A 22,851-nucleotide genomic window follows, 5' to 3' on the forward strand; every position below is an offset into this window, starting at 1 on the left:
GAATCACTGGCCGAAGCCAGGACCTGCGGAAAGTTGACATGAGCCCTCTGACCACCAGCGCGTTCCGCCTTCCCGGGCGGCTCTCCGCCAAGGCGGACCCGGCACTGATCGCCGCGGACGAGCGGCACTTCGCGGCCGTAGCGGAGAGCCTCGAACGCGCGATCGCCGAACTCTCCGACCGCCTCGACGCCGAGCGCAGGGCGCCCGGCGGCCTCGGCCGCGAGGCGATGGAACGAGACCTGGAGATCCACCGGCTGACCGGTCGGCTCCGTGCGCTGCGCCGCTTCGGACTCGACCTGTGCCTCGGACACATCGTCGCGGCGGACGGCTCCGGACCCGTGTACATCGGGCGCCTCGGCCTCACCGACAGCGAGGGCCGCAGGCTGCTGACCGACTGGCGCTCTCCGGCCGCCGAGCCGTTCTTCGCCGCGACCCACGCCCAGCCGATGGGCCTGGTGAGCCGACGCAGATATCGCTGGACCGACGGCCGGATCAGCGACTACTGGGACGAGGTGTTCACCGCCGAGGGGCTGGAACGGCGCGCGGCGCTCGACGACCAGTCCGCCTTCATCGCCGGCCTGGGCGGCAGCCGTTCGGCGCGGATGAGGGACGTGCTCGCCACCATCCAGGCCGACCAGGACGCGGTCATCCGCGCGGGATCCCGCGGTGCCCTCGTCGTCGACGGCGGTCCCGGCACCGGCAAGACGGTCGTCGCGCTGCACCGTTCCGCCTACCTTCTCTATTCCGACCCCCGGCTCGGCCACCGACGCGGCGGCGTGCTGTTCGTCGGTCCGCACCAGCCCTATCTCGCCTACGTCGCCGACGTCCTGCCCAGCCTCGGAGAGGAGGGTGTGCAGACCTGCACCCTGCGCGACCTCGTGGCCGAGGGAGCCGGAGCGGCGGCCGAGCGCGACCCGGACGTGGCCCGCCTGAAGTCCTCCGCGGACATGGTGCGGGCGATCGAGACGGCCGTCAGGTTCTACGAGGAGCCGCCTGCCCGGGGGATGACGGTCACGACCCCGTGGGCCGACGTCCCACTGAGCGCCGACGACTGGGCCGAGGCCTTCGAGGCGGCGGAACCGGGCACTCCGCACAACGAGGCACGCGACCAGATCTGGGAGGCGCTGCTCGAGATCCTGACGGACAAGCACGACGACGACGTCCCGACCGAACTGCTGCGCAGGGCGCTGCTGCACGATCAGGAGCTCGTCGGGACCCTCGACCGCGCGTGGCCGCCGCTCGACGCGGCGGACGTCGTGGGCGACCTCTGGTCCGTGCCCGCCTACCTGCGGCTGTGCGCGCCCTGGCTCGGACCCGACGACGTACGGGGACTGCAGCGCCCGGACGCGCAGGCCTGGACGGTGTCCGACCTGCCCGTCCTGGACGCGGCGCGGCAGCGGCTCGGCGACCCGGAGACCTCCCTGCGAAGGCGCCGCCACGAGGCGTCCGTGGCCGCCGAACGCGAGCGCATGGCCGGCGTCATCGACAACGTGCTCGCGGCCGACGACGACGGCGAGGGAGCGGTGACGATGCTGCGCGGCCGGGACCTGCAGGACACCCTGATCGACGAGAGCGGACTGCCCGCCGACCGCCCGGACCTGCTCGCGGGGCCGTTCGCGCACATCGTCGTCGACGAGGCGCAGGAACTGACCGACGCGGAATGGCAGATGCTGCTGCGGCGCTGCCCGTCCCGGAGCTTCACCGTCGTCGGGGACCGCGCACAGGCCAGGCACGGTTTCGCCGAGTCCTGGGAGGAACGGCTCGGGCGGGTCGGATTCGACCGGATCGACGTGGCCTCGCTGACCATCAACTACCGGACGCCGCAAGAAGTCATGGCGGAGGCCGAGTCCGTGATCCGGACCGCGCTGCCGGACGCCAACGTGCCGACCTCCGTCCGCAGTTCCGGCGTTCCCGTCGTCCATGGTTCGGTCGCGGATCTGGAGTCTGTGCTCGACACCTGGCTCCGCGGGCACGCCGAGGGGATCGCCTGCGTCATCGGCGATCCCACGTTCCGGGCGACCTCCCGGATCCGTTCGCTGACACCGGAGTTGTCGAAGGGCCTCGAATTCGACCTCGTCGTCCTCATCGACCCGGAGAACTTCGGAGGGGGCGTGGAAGGCACGGTCGACCGCTACGTCGCGATGACCCGGGCGACCCAGCAACTCGTCATCCTCACGAGCCCCTGACGCCGGAGAACTCGCCGGCCTCCGCGCGGTCGTCAGGGCCCACCCTCCAGGGTGGTCGAAGCGGCCTGTCCTGCGGCCGCCGGGGCCGGGCCGGTGAGGGTCGCCGGGCCCCACCCTCCGTGGGCCGTCGGGAGCCGGGTGTCCGCGCGGCCGTCGGTCACCCGGCCGTCCGTGCCGCCGTCCAGAGCGCGTCCCAGCCGGGCAGCTTGACGACCTCGCGGCCCAGCCCGGCTCCCAGCTCCGCCTCGGCCCGCTCGATCGCCTGCCATCCGGCCCATTCGACCGGCCGTACCCCCATGGCCCGCAGCCCCGCGAGGGGATCTTCGGCCACCTCTCGCCGTACGAGTCCGGGGGCGTCCTCCAGCAGGGAGGCCACCGTCTCCTTCGCGCACGGGCGATTGGTCCCGATGACTCCGGTCGGGCCCCGCTTGATCCAGCCCGCCACATACTCGCCCGGCGAGACCGTGCCGTCCCGCAGGACCCGCCCCGCCCGCTGCGGCACCGTGCCGCGGCCGGTGTCGAACGGCATCCCGTCCAGCGGCACCCCGCGATAGCCCACCGAGCGCAGCACCAACTGGGCCTCGATCTCCTCGAATCGGCCCGTCCCCGTCACCCCGCCCGCCCCGTCCGGAACCGTGCGCTCGAACCGCACCGCGCCCACCCGGCCGCCGTCGGCGAGGAGTTCGACGGGGCGCAGGAAGAAGCGCGGGCGGATCAGACGCGGCCGGCCCAGCGGCGCGGCCGCCGCCCAGCCCCTCAGGACCTCCACGTTGCGCCGCTGGGCGGCGGGCAGCGCCGACGGATCGAGGTAGGCCGGATCGAGCGCCAGCTCCGCCTCGTCCACGCTGATGCCGGCCTCCGGAAGGCCACCCAGCTCGCGCAGTTCCTTCGTGGTGAAACGGGCCTGCGAGGGCCCGCGCCGCCCGACCATGCTGATCTCGGTGACCTCGCTGGCGGCCAGCGCGCCGAGCGCCGCCTGCGGAATGTCGGTGGGGCTCAGCTCGGGCGCGGTGCGGGCCAGGATCCGGGTCACGTCGACGGCGACGTTCCCGACGCCGATGACGACGGCCGAGCGGGCCCCGGTCACGAAGCCGTCGGCCACGGAGTCGGGGTGCGCGCTGTACCAGGAGACGAACTCGGTCGCCGACCAGCTGCCGGGCAGATCCTCTCCGGGCACGCCGAGACGCCGGTCGGTGGCGGCGCCCACGCAGTACACGACCGCGTGGTACAGCTCCCGCAGCCGCGCCACCGGTACCCCGCCGGGGCCCACCTCGACGCCGCCGAGGAACCGCACCCGCTCGTCCTCCAGGACGGTCCGCAGATTGTTCTGGAGCGACTTGATCTTCTCGTGGTCGGGCGCCACGCCGTAGCGCACCAGGCCGTACGGGCAGGGCAGCCGGTCCAGGACGTCGACGCGGACGTCTGGAGGCCCGCTCCGCTGGACGAGACTCTGTGCGCTGTAGACCCCGCTGGGTCCCGAACCGACGACGGCGACACGCAGCACGGCGGAACTCCTCACCCGAGGGATCAGGAAGATCGCTGACAGGACATCGCTGGTGTTCCCAGGATCGCACCACCGGGTGCTCCGCTGACAGGGTGCGGTGCGTGCCGATCACGCGCGTGTCCGTTCGTGCGGAATGTGATGATGCGGTTACGTTCCGTATGTGCTAGACGCATCGTTTCTTAATCTGTCCGACCGCTGCCGCGCGGACGGCGACGTGTCCGTGTGGCCCGCCTGGGAAGTACGGGAGTCCGCGTCGGGCGTCACGTCCTGGTTCAACGTCCGGCTGGCCTTCACCGACGGTGCCAGGGTCGATCTGCTCGCCGTGCTCTCGGCGACGGCCCTGTCGATCGAGGGTGTACGGGCCGAGCCGCCCCTCTCGCTGGACGACCTCGCGGCGGTCGCCGAGTGGATCGAGGAACCCCTGTCCGAGGCGTGCGGCAGCCGCCTCGGCACCGGCCACGACCAGGACCGGGAGAGTCTGGCGCGGCGTGCCCGGCCCGTCTGGCCGTGCGGCGCCGAGGGCCGTCTGCTGGTGGCGGAGGAGTACCGGGCGGCGCAGGAGGAGGGGGTGGATCCGGTGCTCGCGGTCATGGACGCCACCGGTCACAGCCGCCGCAAGTCCCTGAGGCTGATCGCCGGGGCCCGTGACGCGGGATTCCTGACACCTCGTCACGCGCGCCGCTGACCGGGGCCGCCCGGGCGTTCCCCTCGCGCGCGGGCCCGGCATCAGGAAGGGTCGGCACCACAGCCTCGGCATCGCCGAAAAGCTCGCTACTTGGACTGGCCGTCCGCGGGCTCGGGCTCCGGATCGGTCGCGAAGAAGCGGGAGAGATCCGTCGCGCGGGGGCCGTTTGTCGCCTCGGCGTCCGGCGGCGCCCCCATCTCCCAGTCCAGCCGGTAGCGCTTGAAGAGTTCGGCCCGCAGCACCGGGATCTTCATCGGGACGCCCGGCACCAGCGCCGAGTAGACGGCGCCCATGAGCAGGGCGCGCAGCATCGGGTAGTCGGCCGAGACCTGCTGCGATCCGTACCGTGCCACGGTGTCCCCGAGCAGCTCGGAGAGCCGCACCTGTTCGGGGCACCGCACGAACCCCTCCGCGTGGAGCAGCCCGGCCATGTGCTGCCGCATCAGCACCGGCTGGTCCTGGGTGAGGCCCAGGATCGCGTCGATCGCCCGTGCCATCCGCTCCCGGCCGTCCTCGCTGCGAGGCTCGCGTTCAAGGGCCTCCTCCAGCGTGCGGTGCATCAGCCGGTGCACCGCGGACTGCAGGAGCTGGCGTTTGCCGGGGAAGTAGTACGAGACGAGCCCGCGCGCCGAGCCCGCGCGATCGGCGATGTCCCCGAGCGTCGTGGCCTCGTAACCACGCTCGCTGACGAGCTCGACCGCGGCTTGCAGCAAGCGCTCCCGGGAACGCCGCCGCAACTCTTCATTGACCGAGGCGCTTCGCGGGGACATGCTGTAACTCCTGCGTTGACTGGCTGCCAGCCAACTATACTCAACGCGTCCGGATCGAGGCCCTTCGCTGGTCGGTTCCGGGCTGCCGCCGACCTGGGGCGACGCGGGGGATCGCCTCAGGTCGGACGCGCGGCAGCGGGCGTCGGGGGAACGCCGTCCAGTCGGCTGCCCTCCTCGCGCTTCGAACCGCCGTTCCGCATCCCGGGCATCTCGCCATGAGGCGGGCGCCGGAGTGCGGCGAGGTAGGCGCGTCGCCAGTTGGTGACCATGTACCAGCCGACCGACAGACTCAGCAGTGCGTTGCCGACGAGGGTCTCCCTGTCGTCGCTGCGCGCCGTGTTGACGAGAGCGGCACCGGTGACGCAGGTGAGGAAGCCGGCGAGGAGAATCCAGAACGCTGTCTTCATGTGCGGACCTCGGGACTGTGTGGCGGAGGCGCCAACGTAGCCGTGGATCCCGAATTACGAGGTGTTTGGCCCTTGTTGGCCAGAACTTGACGGTGCCGGCCTGCCCGAGGCCGAAAGTCGTCGTTTCTGTATCGGGATTCCTGAACGGGTGTTCCAGCGACGGTGAACGGCTGTTTCCGGTGCGTCAGTTCGTGTCCACCAGGCCGAGTACCGGCCGCAGCCCGTCCGGGCGGTCCGCGGTCGGCAGATGGTCGACGAAGAGCACCGCACATCCCAGGGCGGCCGCGCCGCCGTCCGCCGTGCGGTCGTCGCCGACCATCAGGGTGTCCCCCGGGTCGATGCCGAGTTCGGCGCAGGCGGTCGCGAAGAGCCGCGGATCCGGTTTCTGGACACCGTGCTCGTACGACAGGACGTACGTCCCGACATACGGGTCGAGCCCGTGCTCGCGGAATACGGGCCGCAGGTCCCAGCCGATGTTGCTGACCACCCCGACGTCGAGACCCCGCTCGCGGAGCGCGCCGAGCACCTCGGCGGCGTCGGGATAGGGCCTCCAGGCGGCGGGTCGCATCTGGCGGTCGTACAGGGCGTCGTGCAGGCCCGGATCGGGCAGTGACACCTGCCGGGAGAGGCCGGTGAACGCCGCCCGGTGCTGCTCGGCACCACGGTCGCGGGCCTCCCAGAGGGCGCGGAGGCGATCCGGCACCGGGAGCGTCGGAGGGGCTCCGCCGGCGAGCGCGCCCACCGCCTCCAGGGCGCGCGCCCTTTCGGCCAACTCCTGCTCCGGGAGCGTATGACCGGTCTCCGCGAGCACCGCGCGCAGCCACGATGCCGTGTCCTCGACGCGGAAGAGGGTCCCGGAGAAATCGAAGAGCACACCCTTGAACGTCATGCGAGAGATCCTTCGCGGCGCATCCCGTGGCGGTCAAGGAGCACTGCCCGGCGAACCCGCACGGAAGTCACGGGTGCCACCGACCGGATGAGCGACCCGGTGGTACGGGCTAGCCCAGCGCTCGCAGGCCCGGTACGAACGCCACGAGGACCGGTACCACCGGCACCAGCGCGGCTGCCGCCGTCAGTTGCAGCCGGCGGGCCGCCGGGAGCCGGTCCCGCGGCGTGAGGAGGCGGTCCACGCGCTGGGGGACGTGCGCGCCCGGGCCGGCCGGGCCGGGTCCGAACACGCCCCGGTCCTCGTTGAGTTCGACCAGGGCGAGAGCGATCGTGAGCCGGCCGAAGCGGCGCGACGCCACGTCGTCGGCGGCGAGTTCGATCAGCCGGTGCATCTCGTCGCGGAACGCGGCGAACACGGGCACCTGCGGAAAGCCGTTGGCCAGCGCGGCCGAACAGTGCAGCAGCCAGTCGTGCCGGGCCCGCGCGTGCCCCTGCTCATGGGCGAGTACGGCATCCAGTTGCCGTCCCTTGAGGCGGCGCAACGCGGCCGTGGTGATGACCAGTTGGGGAGCGGCGCCGGGCAGCCACCAGGCGTCGGGGCGTTCCCCCTCGAGGACGACGAGACGGTCGGCGGAGCCCTCCTCGCCGGGCAACAGCGGCGCCCGCACCAGGAGTTCGGACCGGTTCTGCCGGCGGCGCACCCGCGCCCGTACGATCTCGCGTGCCAGCATCGCCGCGGTCCAGGCGCCGCCGCACGCGAGTGCCACCGCCGTCGCGGCGGCCCAGGGAGCGCCCGCACCCGGCGCGTAGGCGTCGACGACCGACGCCGGTGCGCCGCCGAAGACATGCCCGCGTACCGCCACCCAGGCGGCGGACGCGCTGAGCGTCATCGACAGGACGCAGCACAGCAGGACGGCCGCCACCACGCATTGCCACACCCACAGGGCGACCACGGGTTCCCGGTCCGGCCAGTCGGCCCGAGCGAGCAGTCGCGGAGCGACCACGGAGGCAAGGGCGCCGAGCAGCAACAGTGCCGCGGGGACCATCATGGCCGAAGCCTATGAGCGGGGCCCGCCGCTGGATACGGTCGGCGACCCCAAGTGACGTACGCCACGGGTCCGTGAAGGGTGAACAGCGTCAGAGCGTGATCAGCATCGCCAGCATCGCGATCCCCATCGACAGGCGGCAGGCCTGGGAGAGTTCGGGGCGGTCGCCCCAGCCGACGGAGCCTGCGGGCGGGCCGGGCGCGACGGGACCCGACGCGACGGCCAGGGGCAGGAGACGGGCACCGGAGCGGAGTACGTAGCCCGTGAAGTACAGCAGGAGCGCCCCGGTGAGGACAGGGACGCCGGTGCCACCGTGGACGTGTCCGGCCGGGACTGTGGTCATCACCGCGGCCATGTAGACCATCGCGACGGTGCCCATCAGATGGTGCAGATGATGTCTTCTGTCGCGTGCCGTCCCGAGTGCGCGCAGCGCGGAGACGCCGAAGACGGCCGTGCAGACGAGCCAGGCCCAGCGCGGCGGGGTCACCACGGCCGCCGGGACGGCCATCGCGGCCATGCCGAACCCCATGAGTGCCTCGCCGCCCGCGGTGCGGCGCTGTTCCTCGACCGGACTGCGCATCCGCAGCAGGCAGTAGGCCCCGGTCGCCGCGCACAGCGCGACGAGCAGCCAGCCGGGTGAAGCCGGTCCGTGCACCGCGTACCTCCCCGCAAGACGACGTCGGACACGCGACGTCGGACACGCGACGTCGGACACGCGATGCCGGGCGGAGGGTGCCGGGCAGCGGTGCCGGACGTCGGACGGTCTGGGCATGCCCCGGGCGGCCGGTGCGCAAGCGAGCGCAGGGGTGTACACGGGGGAGCGTGCGGGAGTACGCCGCAGGTGGGAGCCGATTCCCGGAACTAATTTACAGATAAAACACCTGCTAAGGTTATGCAATGAGCAGTGCCACCCCTCTCCGCCCCAGCCGTGCGACCCCTCCCCGCCCCTCGCGCGCACGGCGGCTTCCACTGGCCGACGCGCTGCGTCTCGGCCGGCCCTCCGACATCTGGTTCAAGCCCGCCCTGAGCGTCGTCGCCGCGGTCGCCCCGCCGAATCTGACGCTGCTGGCGCTCGGCCGGCTGGACCTGGCGATGTACACCATGGCCGGGTCGCTCTGCGCGCTCTACGCCCACAGCCGTCCGTACGCCGCGCGGGCCCGGGTCCTCGCCCGGGTGGTGGCCGGGATGCTCGCCGGACTCGGCGTCGCGCTCGTCACGGCCTCGCTCACGACGAACGCCGTCGTGCTGGTCACCGTCGGCGCGCTGCTGGCCGCCGCGCAGAAGGCCGTGTGCGACGCCACGCGCATCGGCCCGCCGGGACATGTCGTCCTCGCCTTCATCTCCTCGGCGTCCCTGTTCGTGCCGCAGAACCTCGGCCAGGTGCCGGGTCACCTCGCGCTGGGCGCGGCGGCGGGGGCCTGGGCCTGGATCGTCGGCATGGCACCCGGGCTCGTACGCCCGCACGGCCCGGAACGGCGTGCCACCGCGCACGCGCTGAACGCCGCGGCCGTGTCCGTCGGCGCCCCGGACGACGCCCGAGCCCGCGCCGCCGCGGCAGCCGCCGTCCACACCGCCTGGCAGTCACTGCTGTCCACGGGAGCCCGTTCCGCGCCCCGGCGCGCCCTCGAACGGCTCGTCGTACGGGCCGAGGTCGCGCTCGCCGCACCCGCCGACACGGACCCCGAACGGCTGCGCGGCTGGGCCCGCGAACTCTCCGGCACCGGACCCGTCCCGTGCCCCGGCGGTCTCGGGGACGCCGCGGACGAACTCCTCGGCGTCGAGGCCGCCCTCGCATTCGGGGAACCGCCCCTGCTCGCCCGGCTCGGCCCGCTCGCCCCCATCGCCCTGCGCACCGCGCTCGGCTGCGCCCTCGCCGGATACGTCTCGCTCGCGCTCGGTGTCGGCCGCCCTTACTGGGCCCTGGTCACCGCCGCCTCCCTCTACCAGGCCAACGTCACCCTGACCTGGAGCCGCGGTGTCCAGCGTGTGACCGGCAACCTCGTCGGCGTGGCGGCCTTCGCCGTCCTCGTCCCGCTCGCCCACACCGGTCGGGCGGCCCTGGTCCTGTGCTGCCTCGCCCTGAACTTCGGTGCCGAGGCGCTGATCGGCCGCAACTACTGGCTCGGCAGCGTCTGTGTGACCCCCATGGCCCTGCTGATCACCGAGTTCGCGCACGCCCAGCGGCCAGGGGAGCTGATGACCGACCGGGTCCTGGACACCCTCGTGGGAGCGCTCGTCGGCTTCCTCGCGGCCGTCGCCGTGACCAACCGGCGGGCCGGTGACCGAATCGAGGAGGCGCTCTCCGCGGTGGGGCGGGCGCAGGAACACGCCGCCGGACTGCTCGCCGAGGAGCGGCCCGAGCCCGGCGCCCTGGAATCGGCCCGCCGCGGACTGTCCGCCGCCGTCGTTCACCTGCGCTCCGCCGCGGACGCCGCCGCGGGCGAATGGTGGGGGCGCGCCCTGCCGGAGGAGCGGGTGATGCGGGCCGAGCAGGCCGGACACCGTACGCTCGCGGCGACGGTACGACGCCAGGGACTGCACTGCTGGGAGGGCACACAGGCATGACGACAGCGGACGGGCGGAGAGCGGCGGAGGGCGACCCGGCGCGGGACGGTGATCCCGTGCCGGACGTGGACCCGGCGCGGAACGGCCACCCGGCACCGGACCGGGCGACGCCCACCGAGGGGACACCCGTCGGCAGCGGGCCGGCCGGCACCGGGCCGGCCGGCGGCGGCCCGTCAGGGACCCCGATCGCCGAAGGGACCCCCGCGAGCGCCGGGTCCGCCGGCGATGCCTCCGCCGGCGCTGCCTCCGCCCGCACCGCGCCCGCGAGTGCCGGTCGCCCGGACCGGGCGCCTTCCGGCAGCAGCTCCGCCGAGCGGCCCCCCGGCGACACCGGCGGTGACACGGTGGCGGCCGTCGTGCGGCAGTGGGAGAACGTGCGGCCCGATCTCGACACCGGGCCCATGGAGGTCATCGGGCGGGTCAACCGCTGCGCCGCGCTTCTCCAGCAGGCCGAGGACGCGCCCCTGCGCCGGGCCGGGCTCACCCGCCCCGAGTTCGATGTGCTCGGGACGCTGCGCCGCACCGGACACGAGCTGACCCCCAGCGACATCGCCCGCGAGACCTTCTCCTCGGGTGCCGCCGTGACCAAGCGGCTCAAGCAGCTCACCGAACGCGGTCTCGTCGAGCGGCGCGGCGACACCCGGGACCGCCGTGTCGCGCACGTGCGGCTGACCGACGCCGGACAGGACCTGGTCGACGCGGTCCTCCCCGACCAGCTCGCCTACGAGACCGGGGTCCTGTCCGGCATCGACCGGGAAAGCCAGCGTGAACTGGCCGGACTCCTGGGCGAGTTGCTCGGGCAGCTCGAAGGCCGGCTGAGGCTGCCCCGCGCCTGAGCCCGGCCGGAGACGGAGGGCGAGCGGACCGCCCGGATCAGTCCCCCGCAGCCGCGCCCGGCTGGAGCAGTCGGTCGAGTCGGTCGAGCCCTCCGGCCCTCCGGATCAGCCCTTCGCGCCCTCCGCGTAGATGCCGAAGGCCGCGCCCTGCCGGTCCCGGGCGACGGCCAGGCGGCGATGGCCGCCCGGCTGGGAGACGGGCTCCATCAGCAGGTGGCCGTCCGCCATGAGGACCGCGTTCGCCGTCTCGTCCACGTCCTCGACGGCGAAGTAGGGCAGCCAGTGCGAGGGAACCTCGTGCGCGAAGTTCTCGTCCATCGTGACCATGCCGCCGAAGTCGGCCCCGTCGATGCCCCACTGCGGGTAGTGGGCCGAGGGCTTCACGGTCCAGCCGAACACCGTCGTGTAGAACTCGGTCACCCGGTCCGGGGCCCGGGTGAGGAGTTCGACCCAGCCGAGCGCTCCGGGCGCGTTGAACAGTCCCGCACCGGGGAAGGCCCGTGCCTGCCACATCTGGAACGCGGCGCCGCCCGGGTCGAAGGCGACCGCGAAACGGCCCACGTCGAGCACGTCCATCGGAGCGAGGGCGAGCGTTCCGCCGGCGGCCTCCACGGCCGCCGCGGTCGCGTCCACGTCGGTGACGCCGAAGGACACGTTCCAGGCGACGGGCTGCGACTCCTGGTAGATCGGGGTGATCGCCGCGACGGCCGCGTCCCCCAGGTGGGCGACGGTGTACCCGCCCGCCTCCTGGCGCGGGTCCGTCTCCGGGCGCCAGCCGAACAGATCGGCGTAGAAGGCCTTGGCGCCCTCCAGGTCGTCGGTGCCGAGCTCTGTCCAGCAGGGGCCGCCGGGCACGGGCCTGTCGAGCTTCATGACGTTCCTTCCGCAGCGAGTTCCCTCAGCACGCTAAGCCTGCCGTGGAGCAGCGGCCATCCGGACACACCGTCCCGGGGGCTTCAGGGCCGGTGGCGCAGCGGATGGTCGGCGGGGATCTCGACGATCACGATCTCGGTCCCGTCCGGGTCCGCGATCCACATCTCGACGAGCCCCCACGGCTCCCGTAGGGGCCCGCGCGCCACCTCGACTCCGGCGGCCGTCAGCTCCTCGTGAGCCGCCGTCATGTCCGCGACCTGGAGCCACAGTTTGAGGGCCGGCGAAGGCGGCGTCACGGAGCGTCCGGCGACTTCCAGGAAACCGCCGCCGAGGAAGTACACGGTCCCGCGCTCGGGCCCCGTGCCGAACTCGCGGTAGACGGCCAGGCCGAGCTGTTCACCGTAGAAGACGCGTGAACGTTCCGGGTCGGTCGGACGCAGAAGGGTCCGGCTGCTCAGTACATGAACCATGCGCACGGAGCCTAGGGCCTGTCCGACAGGTCCCGGGGGAGCGTTACGCTCGGGCGTGCCCCGCCGCGCCACCGATCGGAGAACCGCTGCCATGGAAACCGCCGCCGCCACCGGACTGACCTTCCGCGACGCCGTCGACAGCGATGTGGACGCGCTGGTCGCGCTGGTCGAGTCGGCGTACCGAGGTGACTCCAGCCGGGCCGGCTGGACCACGGAGGCGGACATTCTCGAAGGCCAGCGGACCGATCCCGATGCGGTCCGCGCCATCGTCGAGGCATCCGACAGCCGGCTCCTGACCGTGGAGCGGGACGGCGCGCTCGTCGCCTGCTGCCAGCTCGAGCACCGCGGTGACCACGCCTACTTCGGCATGTTCGCGGTCAGCCCCGCGTTCCAGGGCGGCGGGCTCGGCAAGGTGATCATCGCCGAGGCGGAGCGGACGGTCCGCGAGGTGTGGGGCGCCACGGAGATGCACATGACCGTGATCTCCGTACGCGAGGACCTCATCGCCTGGTACGAGCGGCGCGGTTACCGCCGTACGGGCCGGATGACGCCCTTCCCGTACGGCGACGAGCGCTTCGGTGTCCCGCAGCGCGACGACCTGCGCTTCGAACTGCTGGTCAAGCCGCTCGTCTGAACCCTCCCGGCCCGGATTCGGGCCGGGGCACCGACCACCGAGGCCTGCCGGGCCGCTCGGCACGTCCTCGCCGAGCGGCCCGTACGCGTCGCCCCGGACGGCGCGGGCTCGCCTCGTCCGGCTACGCCGTGAAGCGGCCCGTGCGCTTGATCTCGGGGTAGTCGGTCGTGGCGCCGTCCAGCTCCAGAGCGCGTACCAGCCGAAGCTGGTCCTGGGTGTTCACTACCCAGCCGATGATCTTCAGGTCGGCCTTGCGGGCGTGCTCGACGACCTCCAGGCTCAGCCTGCGGATGTTGAGGCAGACGGTCGCGGAGCCGGCCTCGACCGCGCGGTCCACCACGTCGGTGCCGTAGCGGCTCGCGATCAGCGCGGTACGGACGCCCGGCACCAGCCGGGCGATCTCGGCGATCGCCTCGTCGTGGAACGACGACACCTCCACCCGCCCGACGAGGTCCTTGCGGTGCATCACCTCGGACAGCGCCCTGGCCGCCGCGACATCCTTGATCTCGGCCTGCAACGGCGTCCTGACCGCTTCCAGGACCTCCTCGAAGACGGGGACCCGCTCGCCGTGTCCCGCGTCCAGCGCGCGCAGCTCCGCGAGCGTCTTGTCGGCGATCGGCCCCGTGCCGTCGGTCGTACGGTCCACTTCGGCGTCGTGCATGACGACGAGAGCGCCGTCCTTGCTCAGATGCAGATCGAGTTCGATGAGGTCGAGGCCCGCGTTCTGGGCGGCGATGAAGGAACGGAGGGTGTTCTCGGGTTCGACACCCATCACTCCGCGGTGACCGATGGTGAGGAAGTTCAAGATTCGACTCGCTTCCGTCGACGGCGGCTCGGCTCGCGCGTGGTTCCGACGGGCGGCCACGCGGCAGGCCGCAGCCTAATGGCCTGGCTGTGCTGTGTACCCGTTCCTACGCCGTGCAATGGGAGTGTCGGATTCACACGGCGCGGCGGGAGCGCCGTGACGAAGGCCACGCGTACACCGCCGGTCCGGGGGGAAGCGGCGGAGAGAGGCGGCCGGTGAAGCCGGAGCGCGGGTCGCCGAGACCGGTCAACGGGGCGTGTTCCACGCACCGTTCGGATACCCGGAGGTTCCGGCGGGCGCCCGTGCCGCTACGGAAGCTGTGGCGCATGTCATCGCATGGACGGTGTCAGACAGGAAAAAGAGCGGTGAAGGCGGGGGGTGCGCAGGATAATCTCCCGGCTTTCCTCTTGCGTAACGGAACCTCGCATACATACGGTGTCCATACGCGAGGTTTTCCTGTGGAGGATGGGACATGACGGAAGTTCTTGAGCGGGTGGGTTCGGAGGAGCGGGTTCCTCCCGTGGCCAGGGTGGTGGATCACCCGGCATGGCCTGTTCTCAAGGCGGCCGTGGAGGAGATCCGTCCCTGGCAGTCCAAGGACGGCTCCATCGACCTCGAGGCGGACGGCGCGCCCGCCGCCGCCGACGTCGAAGCGGTCGTACGCCGGGCGGCCGAGGCGATAGACGAGCTCTCCCCGCTGGTGCCCCACGACGTCGCCTACCACGAGGCGCTCGTGAAGGACCTGCGCCGCTGGGCCGACAGCGGTTTCCAGGTGCCCGACTTCCTCGACTCGCTGCTGGCCTTCCAGCCCGCCGCGAACCGCGAGGACGGCCTCCAGCACCTGGTCGTCTTCCCGATGTACACGCAGAACGGCAACCTGGACCGCAACTTCGAAGCGGTCGTGCTGCGCATGGTGTGGCCCGAATGGCTGGCCGAGCTGGAGCGCACCCGCTACGACAACCCGCTGTTCTGCGGCATCACGTTCGAGGACTTCACCGCCGGGTACGACACCAACTCGGCCGTGCTCTTCCCCGAGACGATCGCGGTGCGCGAGGCGCCCGAGCGCTTCTCCTGGGGCGGCATCTTCTGCGACCGCGAGGCCGCCCGCTTCCGCGCCGTCACCGACGCCGCCGTCGACACCCTGGGCCTCGAACTGCCCGAGGACATCGCCGCCATGGTCCACGACCAGGAGCGCTGCGAGAAGGCCTTCGTGCTCTGGGACATGGTCCACGACCGCACCCACAGCCACGGCGACCTGCCGTTCGACCCCTTCATGATCAAGCAGCGCCAGCCGTTCTGGATGTACGGCCTGGAGGAGCTGCGCTGCGACCTCACCGCCTTCAAGGAGGCCGTGAAGCTGGAGTCCGAGGGCAACGCGCACGGCCGCGACGTGCAGTACGCCGTGCTCTTCGACCGGATGTTCCGCTTCCCGCTCACCGGCGACCGCGTCCGCAACTACGACGGTCTCGGCGGCCAGCTCCTCTTCGCCTACCTGCACAAGCACGACGTCGTCCGCTGGACCGACAACAAGCTGCACATCGACTGGCAGCGCGCCCCGCAGGTCACCAACCAGCTCTGCTCCGAGATCGAGGAGCTCTACCGAGCCGGCATCGACCGCCCCAAGCTCGTCCACTGGTTCAAGGCGTACGAGCTCGTCTCCACCTACCTCGCCCCGCACCCGGGTTCCCGCTGGGCCAAGGGTCCGGACGCGCTCGACCTGTCCCTGCCGCCGCGCAAGCTCGTCGACGACGTGCTTCCGGACGAGTTTCCCCTGAGCATGTTCTATGAGGCGCTCTCCAAGAAGCTGAAGAACGTGATCGCCTCCACCAAGGGCATCACCGCGGCCGGCTCCGAGCGGGTCGCCGCGTGACCGACCGCGGTAGCGAGAACATTGCTCAGGAGGCGAAGACCATGGGGAACGGGGCTCTCAGCGGTGCGGTGATCGCGGTGGCGGGCGCGGGCGGACCCGCCGGCCGTGCGGCGCTGCTCAGGCTCGCCGAAGCCGGCGCGACCGTCATCGGCGCGGACAACGACGCGGAGCGGCTGGCGGAGGCCGTCGACGCGGCCCGCTACGCCCACGGCGGCTCCACCGTCGTCGGCGACACCGTCGACCTGCTGGACCTCCAGTCGACCCGCGACTGGGCCGCGCGCATCCAGAAGGACTTCGGCCGGGTGGACGGGCTCGTCCACCTCGTCGGCGGATGGCGCGGCAGCGAGACCTTCACCAAGACGGTTCTCGACGACTGGGACCTGCTCGAACTCCTGCTGATCCGGACGGTGCAGCACACCACGCTCGCCTTCCACGAGGCGCTGCAGGCCAGCGAGCGCGGCCGGTACGTCCTGATCAGCGCCGCGGGCGCGAGCAACCCCACGGCGGGCAACGCCGCCTACTCCGCGGCCAAGGCCGCGGCGGAGGCCTGGACCCTGGCCATGGGGGACTACTTCCGCAAGGCCGGCATCGCCGAGGGCGCCGACGGCGCGACCTCCGCCGCTGCCATCCTGGTCGTGAAGGCGTTGGTGCACGACGCGATGCGCGCCGAGCGGCCGAACGCGAAGTTCGCGGGCTTCACGGACGTCACGGAACTGGCCGAGTCCATCGTCGGCGTCTGGGACAAGCCCGCCGCCGAAGTGAACGGAAAGCGCCTGTGGCTGACCGAGAAGCCGTGAATCCTCCGAAGACCGACGCCCGGCGTCATCACGACCCGGCCGTCCGCGGCTTCGCCAGCGACAACTACGCGGGGGCCCACCCCGAGGTGCTCGCCGCCCTGGCCCTGGCCAACGGCGGGCACCAGGTCGCGTACGGCGAGGACGACTACACGGACAACCTCCAGGGGATCATCCGCAGTCACTTCGGTGCCGGCGCGGAGGCCTTCCCGGTCTTCAACGGCACCGGCGCGAACGTGGTCGCGCTCCAGGCGGTCACCGACCGCTGGGGCGCGGTGATCTGCGCCGAGAGCGCGCACATCAACGTCGACGAGGGCGGCGCCCCCGAGCGCATGGGCGGCCTCAAGCTGCTCACGGTGCCCACTCCGGACGGCAAGCTCACGCCCGAACTGATCGACCGGCAGGCGTTCGGCTGGGACGACGAGCACCGCGCGATGCCGCAGGTCGTCTCGATCACCCAGAACACCGAACTGGGCACGCTCTACACGCCCGCGGAGATCCGCGCGATCTGCGACCACGCCCACGCGCACGGCATGAAGGTGCACCTGGACGGGTCCCGGATATCCAACGCGGCCGCCTCCCTGGACGTCCCGATGCGGACGTTCACCAACGCGGTCGGCGTCGACATCCTGTCCCTGGGCGGTACGAAGAACGGGGCGCTGTTCGGCGAGGCGGTCGTCGTCCTCAACCAGGACGCCGTCAGCCACATGAAGCACCTGCGCAAGCTGTCGATGCAGCTCGCCTCCAAGATGCGTTTCGTATCGGTGCAGCTGGAGGCGCTGCTGGCCAAGGATCTGTGGCTGCGCAACGCCCGGCACGCCAACGAGATGGCCCAGCGCCTCGCCGAGGGCGTCCGCGCCGTGCACGGAGTGGAGATCCTCCACCCCGTCCAGGCCAACGCGGTCTTCGCCCGGCTCCCGCACGACGTCACCCTGCGGCTCCAGAAGCGCTACCGCTTCTACTTCTGGGACGAGGCCGCGGGCGACGTCCGCTGGATGTGCGCCTTCGACACGACCGAGGACGACGTCGACGGTTTCGTGGCCGCGCTCAAGGAGGAGATGGCCCAGCAGTAGCGGGGCCGGCACCGACCAGAGTGCATAGATATGCGACCATCCGAAGAGTCATTGACTCCCGGGTGGTCGCATTCTTATGCTCTACGGGTATGGAGCTGATCCAGGCAACGAGCGACCTGTCCGCCTATCTGGCCGCCGACGAGGTTGTCGACCACCATCATCCACGCGTCCGCGAGACGGCCGCACGGCTCGCCCAGGAATCCGTCGACTCGCATGCCTATGCGCGATCGGCGTTCGAGTTCGTGCGTGACACCATCCCGCACTCGGCCGATTCCGGTGATCCGCGGGTCACCTGGCGCGCCTCCGACGTACTGGAACAGCGCACCGGCATCTGTCACGCCAAGGCCCACGCGCTCGCCGCGCTCCTGCGGGCCGAGGGCATTCCCACCGCGTTCTGCTACCAGAAGTTCGAGGTGCTGCACGGTCTCGTCGCCGTACGCCTCGACGGCGCCTGGCACCGGCAGGACCCCCGGGGCAACAAGCCCGGCGTCGACGCCCGTTTCTCCCTCGACGGTGAACGGCTCGCGTTCGCGCCCGACCCCGAACTCGACGAGCTGGACTATCCGGGGTTGTACGCCGAGCCGCACCCCGCCGTCATCGGCGCCATGAAGGCCGCCCCGGGCCGGGTGCCGCTGATCCGGACGCTTCCCCTCGCGCTGTGACGCGGGGGAAAGCGTCCCTCACGGTGAGGAGGGGAAGGGGTCAGCGGGCCTCGGCCGCGCGCACCTCTTCGGGGGTCGGTGCGGTGCCGCCGAGGTGAGCGGGCATCCACCAGGTGTCGTCCGGCCCCTTGGGGCGTACGGGATAGGCGCGCTGGGCCGATTCGAGCAGCTCCTGGACCCGCTCGCGCAGCCGCCGGGTGATGGCGCCCGCGTACTGGTCCTTCGGGGCCTCCACCGGCTCGCCGACCCGGATGGTGATCGGGGTGTGGCTGCGCTTGAAGTTGCGCGGGTGCCCCTTGGTCCACAGCCGCTGCGTGCCCCACAGGGCCACGGGGATGAGCGGCACGCCGGCCTCCTGGGCCATGCGCGCGGCACCGGACTTGAAGCTCTTCAGCGTGAACGACTGCGAGATCGTCGCCTCGGGGAAGACGCCGACGATCTCACCGGAACGCAGCGACTCCAGCGCGTGCTGGTAGGCCGTCTCGCCCTGGGCGCGGTCCACCGGGATGTGCTTCATGCCCCGCATCAGCGGACCGGAGATCTTGTGCCGGAAGACCGACTCCTTCGCCATGAAGCGCACCAGGCGCTTCTGCGGCAGAGCGGCCAGACCGTCGAAGATGAAGTCCAGGTAGCTGATGTGATTGCTGACCAGCACGGCGCCGCCCGAGCGCGGAATGTTCTCCGATCCCTTGCAGTCGATCTTGAGGTCCCACGCCTTGAACAGTGTCTGGGCGAGGCCGACGACGGGACGGTAGACAAGCTCAGCCATGGACGGGGTGGACCCTTCTCTCTGCCTGGGAAGGGGTCTCCCGGCGGGAAAGTTACGCTGCCGTAGGTTTACGGCAATGCGCAGATCGTGCCCGAAGAACGGACGGGTGGCCAGTCCTGGTGCCGCGGAACGGCGAGATCCTCGTCACGTCGCCCCTTGATCCACCTCGGGGTTTTAACACGCCTTTACTTTGCGCGGACCGTCACACGCCGTACAAGCAGGTACATCTCGCATCCGAGGCAGTACCCGAACGCCGCATTGAGATACGCCGCCGCCAGGGCGCACGCGGTCGCCGCCGACCCCAGCCACGCCGGCCCCACGGTCCAGCCGATCAGGCCCACCACCGCGAAGCCGAGCCCGACCGCCTGCGCGAACCGCGGGGGCTCCGGCGCCTCGAACTCCGTCGGCGGGCCGAGCCGTGGCCGTACGGCCTTCCTGAAGACCCAGCCGTACGGCGAGCGCGTCACGCCGCCCGCCGCACCCAGGGCGAACGCCAGCGTCTGCCATGCCAGCAGCCAGACGCTGCCGGTGATCAGCGTGACCGCCAGCACGACGGCCGTCACCGCCGCGCCGAAACGCGGCCCTCTCGCATCGATGTCCATGAATCAAGCATTCCGTACGAAGGGCGACCCCCGGACCCGGGAATCTTTGCGGTCTCGTGAATGCTTGTGCATGTGATGAGCGGACTTGTGGTGTGCCTGGTCGTGCTCGCGGCGGCGAGCGTCTTCGGAGTGCTGCACCGGCGGCGGAGCGGGAGGGTGCGGGTGAGCGGGCGCGACGGCGGAAAGCGGCTCGGCGCGGGGGAGCTGGGGCAGGCCCTCGGGGAACGGGCCACGCTCGTGCAGTTCTCCAGCGCCTTCTGTGCCCCCTGCCGGGCCACCCGGCGGGTGCTGGGCGAGGTGGCCGGCCTAGTCCCCGGCGTGACGCACGTGGAGATCGACGCCGAGGACCACCTGGACCTCGTGCGCGATCTCGGCATCCTCAAGACGCCCACCGTGCTCGTGCTCGACGCCGGCGGCCTGATCGTGCGGCGCGCGGCGGGACAGCCGCGCAAGGCGGACGTCATCGCGGCGCTCGGCGAGGCCGTGTGACCGGTGGCGATCATGGTGAGCCATCTCCCACATGCCCGTACGCCCTTGACTGCGCCCGCCGCCTCTCGTCAGCCTGACCGTATGTCACCGCACAGCCTTCTTCCCGAGCTCGCCGACACGGACCCGCCCCGCGCCGCGGGCGCGCGCGGTCCGGGCTGTTGACCGGCCAAGGACCGTCACCCGCCCCCGGTTCCGCCCGAGCGGCGGGAACCTCCCGCCGGCTCTCGCAGAAGGACAGCTCCATGACGGCCACCCCCGGCCTCGGTACTCCACGGCCCGCGTCACCCGATCTGCTGCGCTCCGTGTTCCGGCGCCACGCGGCCGGTGTGGCCGTGATCACCGCCTCGGGTGCCGGCGGTCCCGTCGGCTTCACCGCCACCTCGCTCACCTCGGTCTCGGCCGAGCCCCCGGTCGTCTCGTTCGGCATCGGCACCGGCGCCTCGAGCTGGCCCGCGATATCCGGGGCCGGTCACGTGGGCGTCCACGTGCTCGGCGAACACCAGCGGGAGCTGGCCGCCACCTTCGCCCGCAGCGGCGCCGACCGGTTCGGCGCGCCCACCCGTTGGCGTAAGGGGCCCGAGGAAGTTCCCGTGCTGGACGACGTCCTGGCCTGGCTGGTGTGCCGTGTCGTGGCGCGGGTACCGGCGGGCGACCATCGCATCGTCCTGGCGGAGGTCGTCCTGGGCGATCACTCGGGCGCGGGCAGCCCCCTCCTGTACCACCAGGGCCGGTTCAACGGCCTGCGTGACTGAACCCGCAGGCCGGGGGCAGTGGCTTTGCTACTCGCCGGTTCTACTCGCTGGTTACACAGCGTTGCGAAGGTCACAGTCCAAAGCGCTTGCTTAGTGTGCGTCCACTGGGTGTACTGGTGAGTAATATTTCGTTCGGAGCGCGGGCCGCCCCGACCGGGATCGGCCGCTTCAGGCGCCTATGCTGCCTGAAAGAAGGCAGCCCAGACATGACGATGCAGTAGGAGAGCCGGCGTGAGCTTGAGGATCGTTGTCACTGTGAAGTACGTGCCCGACGCCACTGGCGACCGGCACTTCGCCGATGACCTGACCGTCGACCGTGACGACGTGGACGGCCTGCTGTCCGAACTCGACGAGTATGCCGTCGAGCAGGCGCTGCAGATCGCCGAGGACGCGGACGACGCCGAGATCACCGTGCTGACCGTCGGCCCCGAGGATGCCAAGGACGCGCTGCGCAAGGCGCTGTCCATGGGTGCCGACAAGGCCATCCACGTCGAGGACGACGATCTGCACGGCACCGATGCCGTCGGCACCTCGCTGGTGCTGGCCAAGGCGATCGAGAAGGCTGGCTTCGACCTGGTCGTCTCCGGCATGGCCTCCACCGACGGCACCGCGGGCATCGTCCCGGCGCTGCTGGCCGAGCGTCTCGGTGTCCCGCAGGTCACCCTGCTCTCCGAGGTCTCCGTCGAGGACGGCGTGGTCAAGGGCCGCCGTGACGGCGACACCGCCTCCGAGCAGCTCGAGGCCTCCCTTCCCGCGGTCGTGTCGGTCACCGACCAGTCGGGCGAGGCGCGTTACCCGTCCTTCAAGGGCATCATGGCCGCCAAGAAGAAGCCGGTGCAGTCCTGGGACCTGTCCGACCTCGACATCGAGGCGGACGAGGTCGGTCTCGAGGGTGCCTGGACCAAGGTCGACTCCGCCACCGAGCGTCCGGCGCGCACCGCCGGCACGATCGTCAAGGACGAGGGCGAGGGCGGCAAGCAGCTCGCCGAGTTCCTCGCGGGCCAGAAGTTCATCTAGTCGCTGAGCATCCGGGGGCGCGCCCCCGGACCGCCGCGGCCGAGGCCCACCCCGCTTACCGCCCCTCAGACTTCGCAATCCGCAGGAGAGCATTCTCATGGCTGAAGTTCTCGTCTACGTCGACCACGTGGACGGTGCCGTCCGCAAGCCCACCCTCGAACTGCTGACGCTGGCCCGCCGTATCGGCGAGCCCGTCGCCGTCGCCCTCGGCTCCGGTGCCGAGAACACGGCCGCCGCGCTCGCCGAGCACGGTGCGGTGAAGGTCCTCACGCACGACGCCGCCGAGTACGCCGACTACCTCGTCGTGCCGAAGGTGGACGCGCTCCAGGCCGCGTACGAGGCCGTCTCCCCGGCCGCCGTGCTCGTCCCGTCCTCCGCCGAGGGCAAGGAGATCGCGGCCCGCCTCGCGGTCCGCATCGGCTCGGGCATCATCACCGACGCCACCGACCTGGAGGCCGGTGACGAGGGCCCGGTGGCCACGCAGTCCGCGTTCGCCGCCTCCTTCACCACCAAGTCCCGTATCGCCAAGGGCACCCCGGTCATCACGGTCAAGCCGAACTCGGCCGCCGTGGAGGCCGCGCCGGCCGCCGGCGCCGTCGAGGCCCTCGCGGTCACCTTCTCCGACAAGGCCACCGGCACCAAGGTCACCGCCCGCGTGCCGCGCGAGTCGACCGGCCGCCCCGAGCTGACCGAGGCCGCGATCGTCGTCTCCGGCGGCCGTGGCGTCAACGGCGCCGAGAACTTCTCGGTCATCGAGAACCTCGCCGACTCGCTCGGTGCCGCCGTGGGCGCCTCGCGTGCCGCGGTCGACGCCGGCTGGTACCCGCACACCAACCAGGTGGGCCAGACGGGCAAGTCCGTCTCGCCGCAGCTCTACATCGCCTCCGGCATCTCCGGTGCCATCCAGCACCGCGCCGGTATGCAGACCTCGAAGACGATCGTCGCGATCAACAAGGACGCCGAGGCGCCGATCTTCGACCTCGTCGACTACGGAGTGGTCGGCGACCTCTTCGACGTCGTCCCGCAGCTCACCGAGGAGATCAAGTCCCGCAAGGGCTGATCCCGCAGCGCTGACGAAGGCCCCCCCCCGCCGCCCCGCGGGGGGGCGCGCGCCGCCGCCCCCCAGCCCCCCCCCCGGCGCGCGCGCCCACCCG

24 protein-coding genes are annotated in these 22,851 nt (G+C 71.7%); 13 read left to right on the forward strand and 11 right to left on the reverse strand.

Translation table 11 applies throughout. From position 1 onward, the window contains the following. Positions 1 to 38: 38 nt before the first annotated feature. Entirely contained in the window at positions 39 to 2,186 is a 2,148-nt protein-coding gene (gene helR, locus ACFXGX_RS00560; RefSeq protein ID WP_384783098.1) for an RNA polymerase recycling motor ATPase HelR, read from the forward strand. Between the two features lie 157 nt (positions 2,187 to 2,343). Here the strand turns inward: helR and ACFXGX_RS00565 are convergent, their stop codons facing one another. After that, positions 2,344 to 3,690: an FAD-dependent oxidoreductase gene (locus tag ACFXGX_RS00565; RefSeq protein WP_384783101.1), complete on the reverse strand. Its 1,347-nt coding sequence runs from the start codon at positions 3,688 to 3,690 to the stop codon at positions 2,344 to 2,346. A gap of 214 nt (positions 3,691 to 3,904) precedes the next feature. On the opposite strand from ACFXGX_RS00565, the gene ACFXGX_RS00570 reads away from it, so the two are divergent. Further along, complete coding sequence (locus tag ACFXGX_RS00570; RefSeq protein ID WP_384783345.1) at positions 3,905 to 4,375, forward strand: DUF6214 family protein; 471 nt, start codon at positions 3,905 to 3,907, stop codon at positions 4,373 to 4,375. Between the two features lie 86 nt (positions 4,376 to 4,461). Here ACFXGX_RS00570 and ACFXGX_RS00575 read toward each other — a convergent pair whose 3' ends face one another. From ACFXGX_RS00575 to ACFXGX_RS00595, 5 genes are all read right to left on the reverse strand, one after another. Beyond that, positions 4,462 to 5,145 carry a TetR/AcrR family transcriptional regulator gene (locus ACFXGX_RS00575; protein ID WP_384783104.1) on the reverse strand — a complete coding sequence of 228 codons (684 nt, stop codon included), beginning with the start codon at positions 5,143 to 5,145 and terminating at the stop codon, positions 4,462 to 4,464. Positions 5,146 to 5,261: 116 nt separating this feature from the next. Beyond that, positions 5,262 to 5,552 carry a hypothetical protein gene (locus tag ACFXGX_RS00580; RefSeq protein ID WP_384783107.1) on the reverse strand — a complete coding sequence of 97 codons (291 nt, stop codon included), beginning with the start codon at positions 5,550 to 5,552 and terminating at the stop codon, positions 5,262 to 5,264. A gap of 184 nt (positions 5,553 to 5,736) precedes the next feature. Further along, entirely contained in the window at positions 5,737 to 6,441 is a 705-nt protein-coding gene (locus ACFXGX_RS00585; RefSeq protein WP_384783109.1) for an HAD family hydrolase, read from the reverse strand. 109 nt (positions 6,442 to 6,550) lie between these two features. Continuing rightward, positions 6,551 to 7,489, reverse strand: coding sequence for a M56 family metallopeptidase (locus ACFXGX_RS00590; protein ID WP_384783112.1), 939 nt, complete (start codon positions 7,487 to 7,489; stop codon positions 6,551 to 6,553). Between the two features lie 88 nt (positions 7,490 to 7,577). Beyond that, positions 7,578 to 8,141: a DUF5134 domain-containing protein gene (locus ACFXGX_RS00595; protein ID WP_384783115.1), complete on the reverse strand. Its 564-nt coding sequence runs from the start codon at positions 8,139 to 8,141 to the stop codon at positions 7,578 to 7,580. A gap of 242 nt (positions 8,142 to 8,383) precedes the next feature. On the opposite strand from ACFXGX_RS00595, the gene ACFXGX_RS00600 reads away from it, so the two are divergent. Then, positions 8,384 to 10,051, forward strand: coding sequence for an FUSC family protein (locus tag ACFXGX_RS00600; RefSeq protein ID WP_384783118.1), 1,668 nt, complete (start codon positions 8,384 to 8,386; stop codon positions 10,049 to 10,051). A gap of 344 nt (positions 10,052 to 10,395) precedes the next feature. Beyond that, a complete protein-coding gene (locus ACFXGX_RS00605) occupies positions 10,396 to 10,887 on the forward strand; it encodes a MarR family winged helix-turn-helix transcriptional regulator (RefSeq protein ID WP_384783347.1) in 492 nt (163 codons plus the stop codon). A 105-nt stretch (positions 10,888 to 10,992) separates the two neighbouring features. Here ACFXGX_RS00605 and ACFXGX_RS00610 read toward each other — a convergent pair whose 3' ends face one another. Together ACFXGX_RS00610 and ACFXGX_RS00615 are read right to left on the reverse strand one after the other, a co-directional pair. Next, positions 10,993 to 11,760, reverse strand: coding sequence for a VOC family protein (locus ACFXGX_RS00610; RefSeq protein ID WP_384783121.1), 768 nt, complete (start codon positions 11,758 to 11,760; stop codon positions 10,993 to 10,995). 83 nt (positions 11,761 to 11,843) lie between these two features. Then, a complete protein-coding gene (locus ACFXGX_RS00615; RefSeq protein WP_384783124.1) occupies positions 11,844 to 12,230 on the reverse strand; it encodes a VOC family protein in 387 nt (128 codons plus the stop codon). Between the two features lie 91 nt (positions 12,231 to 12,321). Between ACFXGX_RS00615 and ACFXGX_RS00620 the strand changes: the two genes are divergently transcribed. Continuing rightward, a complete protein-coding gene (locus ACFXGX_RS00620) occupies positions 12,322 to 12,864 on the forward strand; it encodes a GNAT family N-acetyltransferase (protein ID WP_384783126.1) in 543 nt (180 codons plus the stop codon). Positions 12,865 to 12,985: 121 nt separating this feature from the next. Here the strand turns inward: ACFXGX_RS00620 and ACFXGX_RS00625 are convergent, their stop codons facing one another. After that, positions 12,986 to 13,669, reverse strand: coding sequence for a glycerophosphodiester phosphodiesterase (locus ACFXGX_RS00625; protein ID WP_384783129.1), 684 nt, complete (start codon positions 13,667 to 13,669; stop codon positions 12,986 to 12,988). A gap of 472 nt (positions 13,670 to 14,141) precedes the next feature. On the opposite strand from ACFXGX_RS00625, the gene ACFXGX_RS00630 reads away from it, so the two are divergent. From ACFXGX_RS00630 to ACFXGX_RS00645, 4 genes are all read left to right on the forward strand, one after another. After that, positions 14,142 to 15,539 (forward strand): DUF6421 family protein, encoded by a 1,398-nt coding sequence (locus tag ACFXGX_RS00630; RefSeq protein ID WP_384783132.1) that lies wholly within the window; start codon positions 14,142 to 14,144, stop codon positions 15,537 to 15,539. 41 nt (positions 15,540 to 15,580) lie between these two features. Next, on the forward strand, positions 15,581 to 16,336 hold the full coding sequence (locus ACFXGX_RS00635) for an SDR family NAD(P)-dependent oxidoreductase (protein WP_384783348.1): 756 nt from the start codon (positions 15,581 to 15,583) through the stop codon (positions 16,334 to 16,336). Further along, the gene (locus tag ACFXGX_RS00640) at positions 16,333 to 17,406 is read left to right on the forward strand and encodes a threonine aldolase family protein (RefSeq protein ID WP_384783135.1); all 1,074 of its coding nucleotides are present in this window, start codon (positions 16,333 to 16,335) and stop codon (positions 17,404 to 17,406) included. Before ACFXGX_RS00635 ends, ACFXGX_RS00640 begins: the two co-directional genes overlap by 4 nt. Positions 17,407 to 17,495: 89 nt before the next feature. Then, positions 17,496 to 18,068 carry a transglutaminase domain-containing protein gene (locus tag ACFXGX_RS00645; protein ID WP_384783138.1) on the forward strand — a complete coding sequence of 191 codons (573 nt, stop codon included), beginning with the start codon at positions 17,496 to 17,498 and terminating at the stop codon, positions 18,066 to 18,068. 40 nt (positions 18,069 to 18,108) lie between these two features. Here ACFXGX_RS00645 and ACFXGX_RS00650 read toward each other — a convergent pair whose 3' ends face one another. Further along, a complete protein-coding gene (locus tag ACFXGX_RS00650; RefSeq protein ID WP_384783141.1) occupies positions 18,109 to 18,837 on the reverse strand; it encodes a lysophospholipid acyltransferase family protein in 729 nt (242 codons plus the stop codon). Between the two features lie 185 nt (positions 18,838 to 19,022). After that, complete coding sequence (locus tag ACFXGX_RS00655; protein WP_384783144.1) at positions 19,023 to 19,439, reverse strand: DUF4395 domain-containing protein; 417 nt, start codon at positions 19,437 to 19,439, stop codon at positions 19,023 to 19,025. Between the two features lie 75 nt (positions 19,440 to 19,514). Here ACFXGX_RS00655 and ACFXGX_RS00660 point away from each other — a divergent pair, with 75 nt between their 5' ends. From ACFXGX_RS00660 to ACFXGX_RS00675, 4 genes are all read left to right on the forward strand, one after another. After that, positions 19,515 to 19,928 (forward strand): TlpA family protein disulfide reductase, encoded by a 414-nt coding sequence (locus ACFXGX_RS00660; protein WP_384783147.1) that lies wholly within the window; start codon positions 19,515 to 19,517, stop codon positions 19,926 to 19,928. 242 nt (positions 19,929 to 20,170) lie between these two features. Next, positions 20,171 to 20,680 carry a flavin reductase family protein gene (locus ACFXGX_RS00665; RefSeq protein WP_384783150.1) on the forward strand — a complete coding sequence of 170 codons (510 nt, stop codon included), beginning with the start codon at positions 20,171 to 20,173 and terminating at the stop codon, positions 20,678 to 20,680. Positions 20,681 to 20,911: 231 nt separating this feature from the next. Further along, positions 20,912 to 21,697 (forward strand): electron transfer flavoprotein subunit beta/FixA family protein, encoded by a 786-nt coding sequence (locus ACFXGX_RS00670; protein WP_384783153.1) that lies wholly within the window; start codon positions 20,912 to 20,914, stop codon positions 21,695 to 21,697. A 97-nt stretch (positions 21,698 to 21,794) separates the two neighbouring features. Further along, complete coding sequence (locus ACFXGX_RS00675) at positions 21,795 to 22,757, forward strand: electron transfer flavoprotein subunit alpha/FixB family protein (RefSeq protein ID WP_384783156.1); 963 nt, start codon at positions 21,795 to 21,797, stop codon at positions 22,755 to 22,757. Positions 22,758 to 22,851 lie beyond the last annotated feature (94 nt).

The organism is Streptomyces sp. NPDC059371 (assembly GCF_042751995.1).
Classification (GTDB): Bacteria; Actinomycetota; Actinomycetes; order Streptomycetales; family Streptomycetaceae; genus Streptomyces.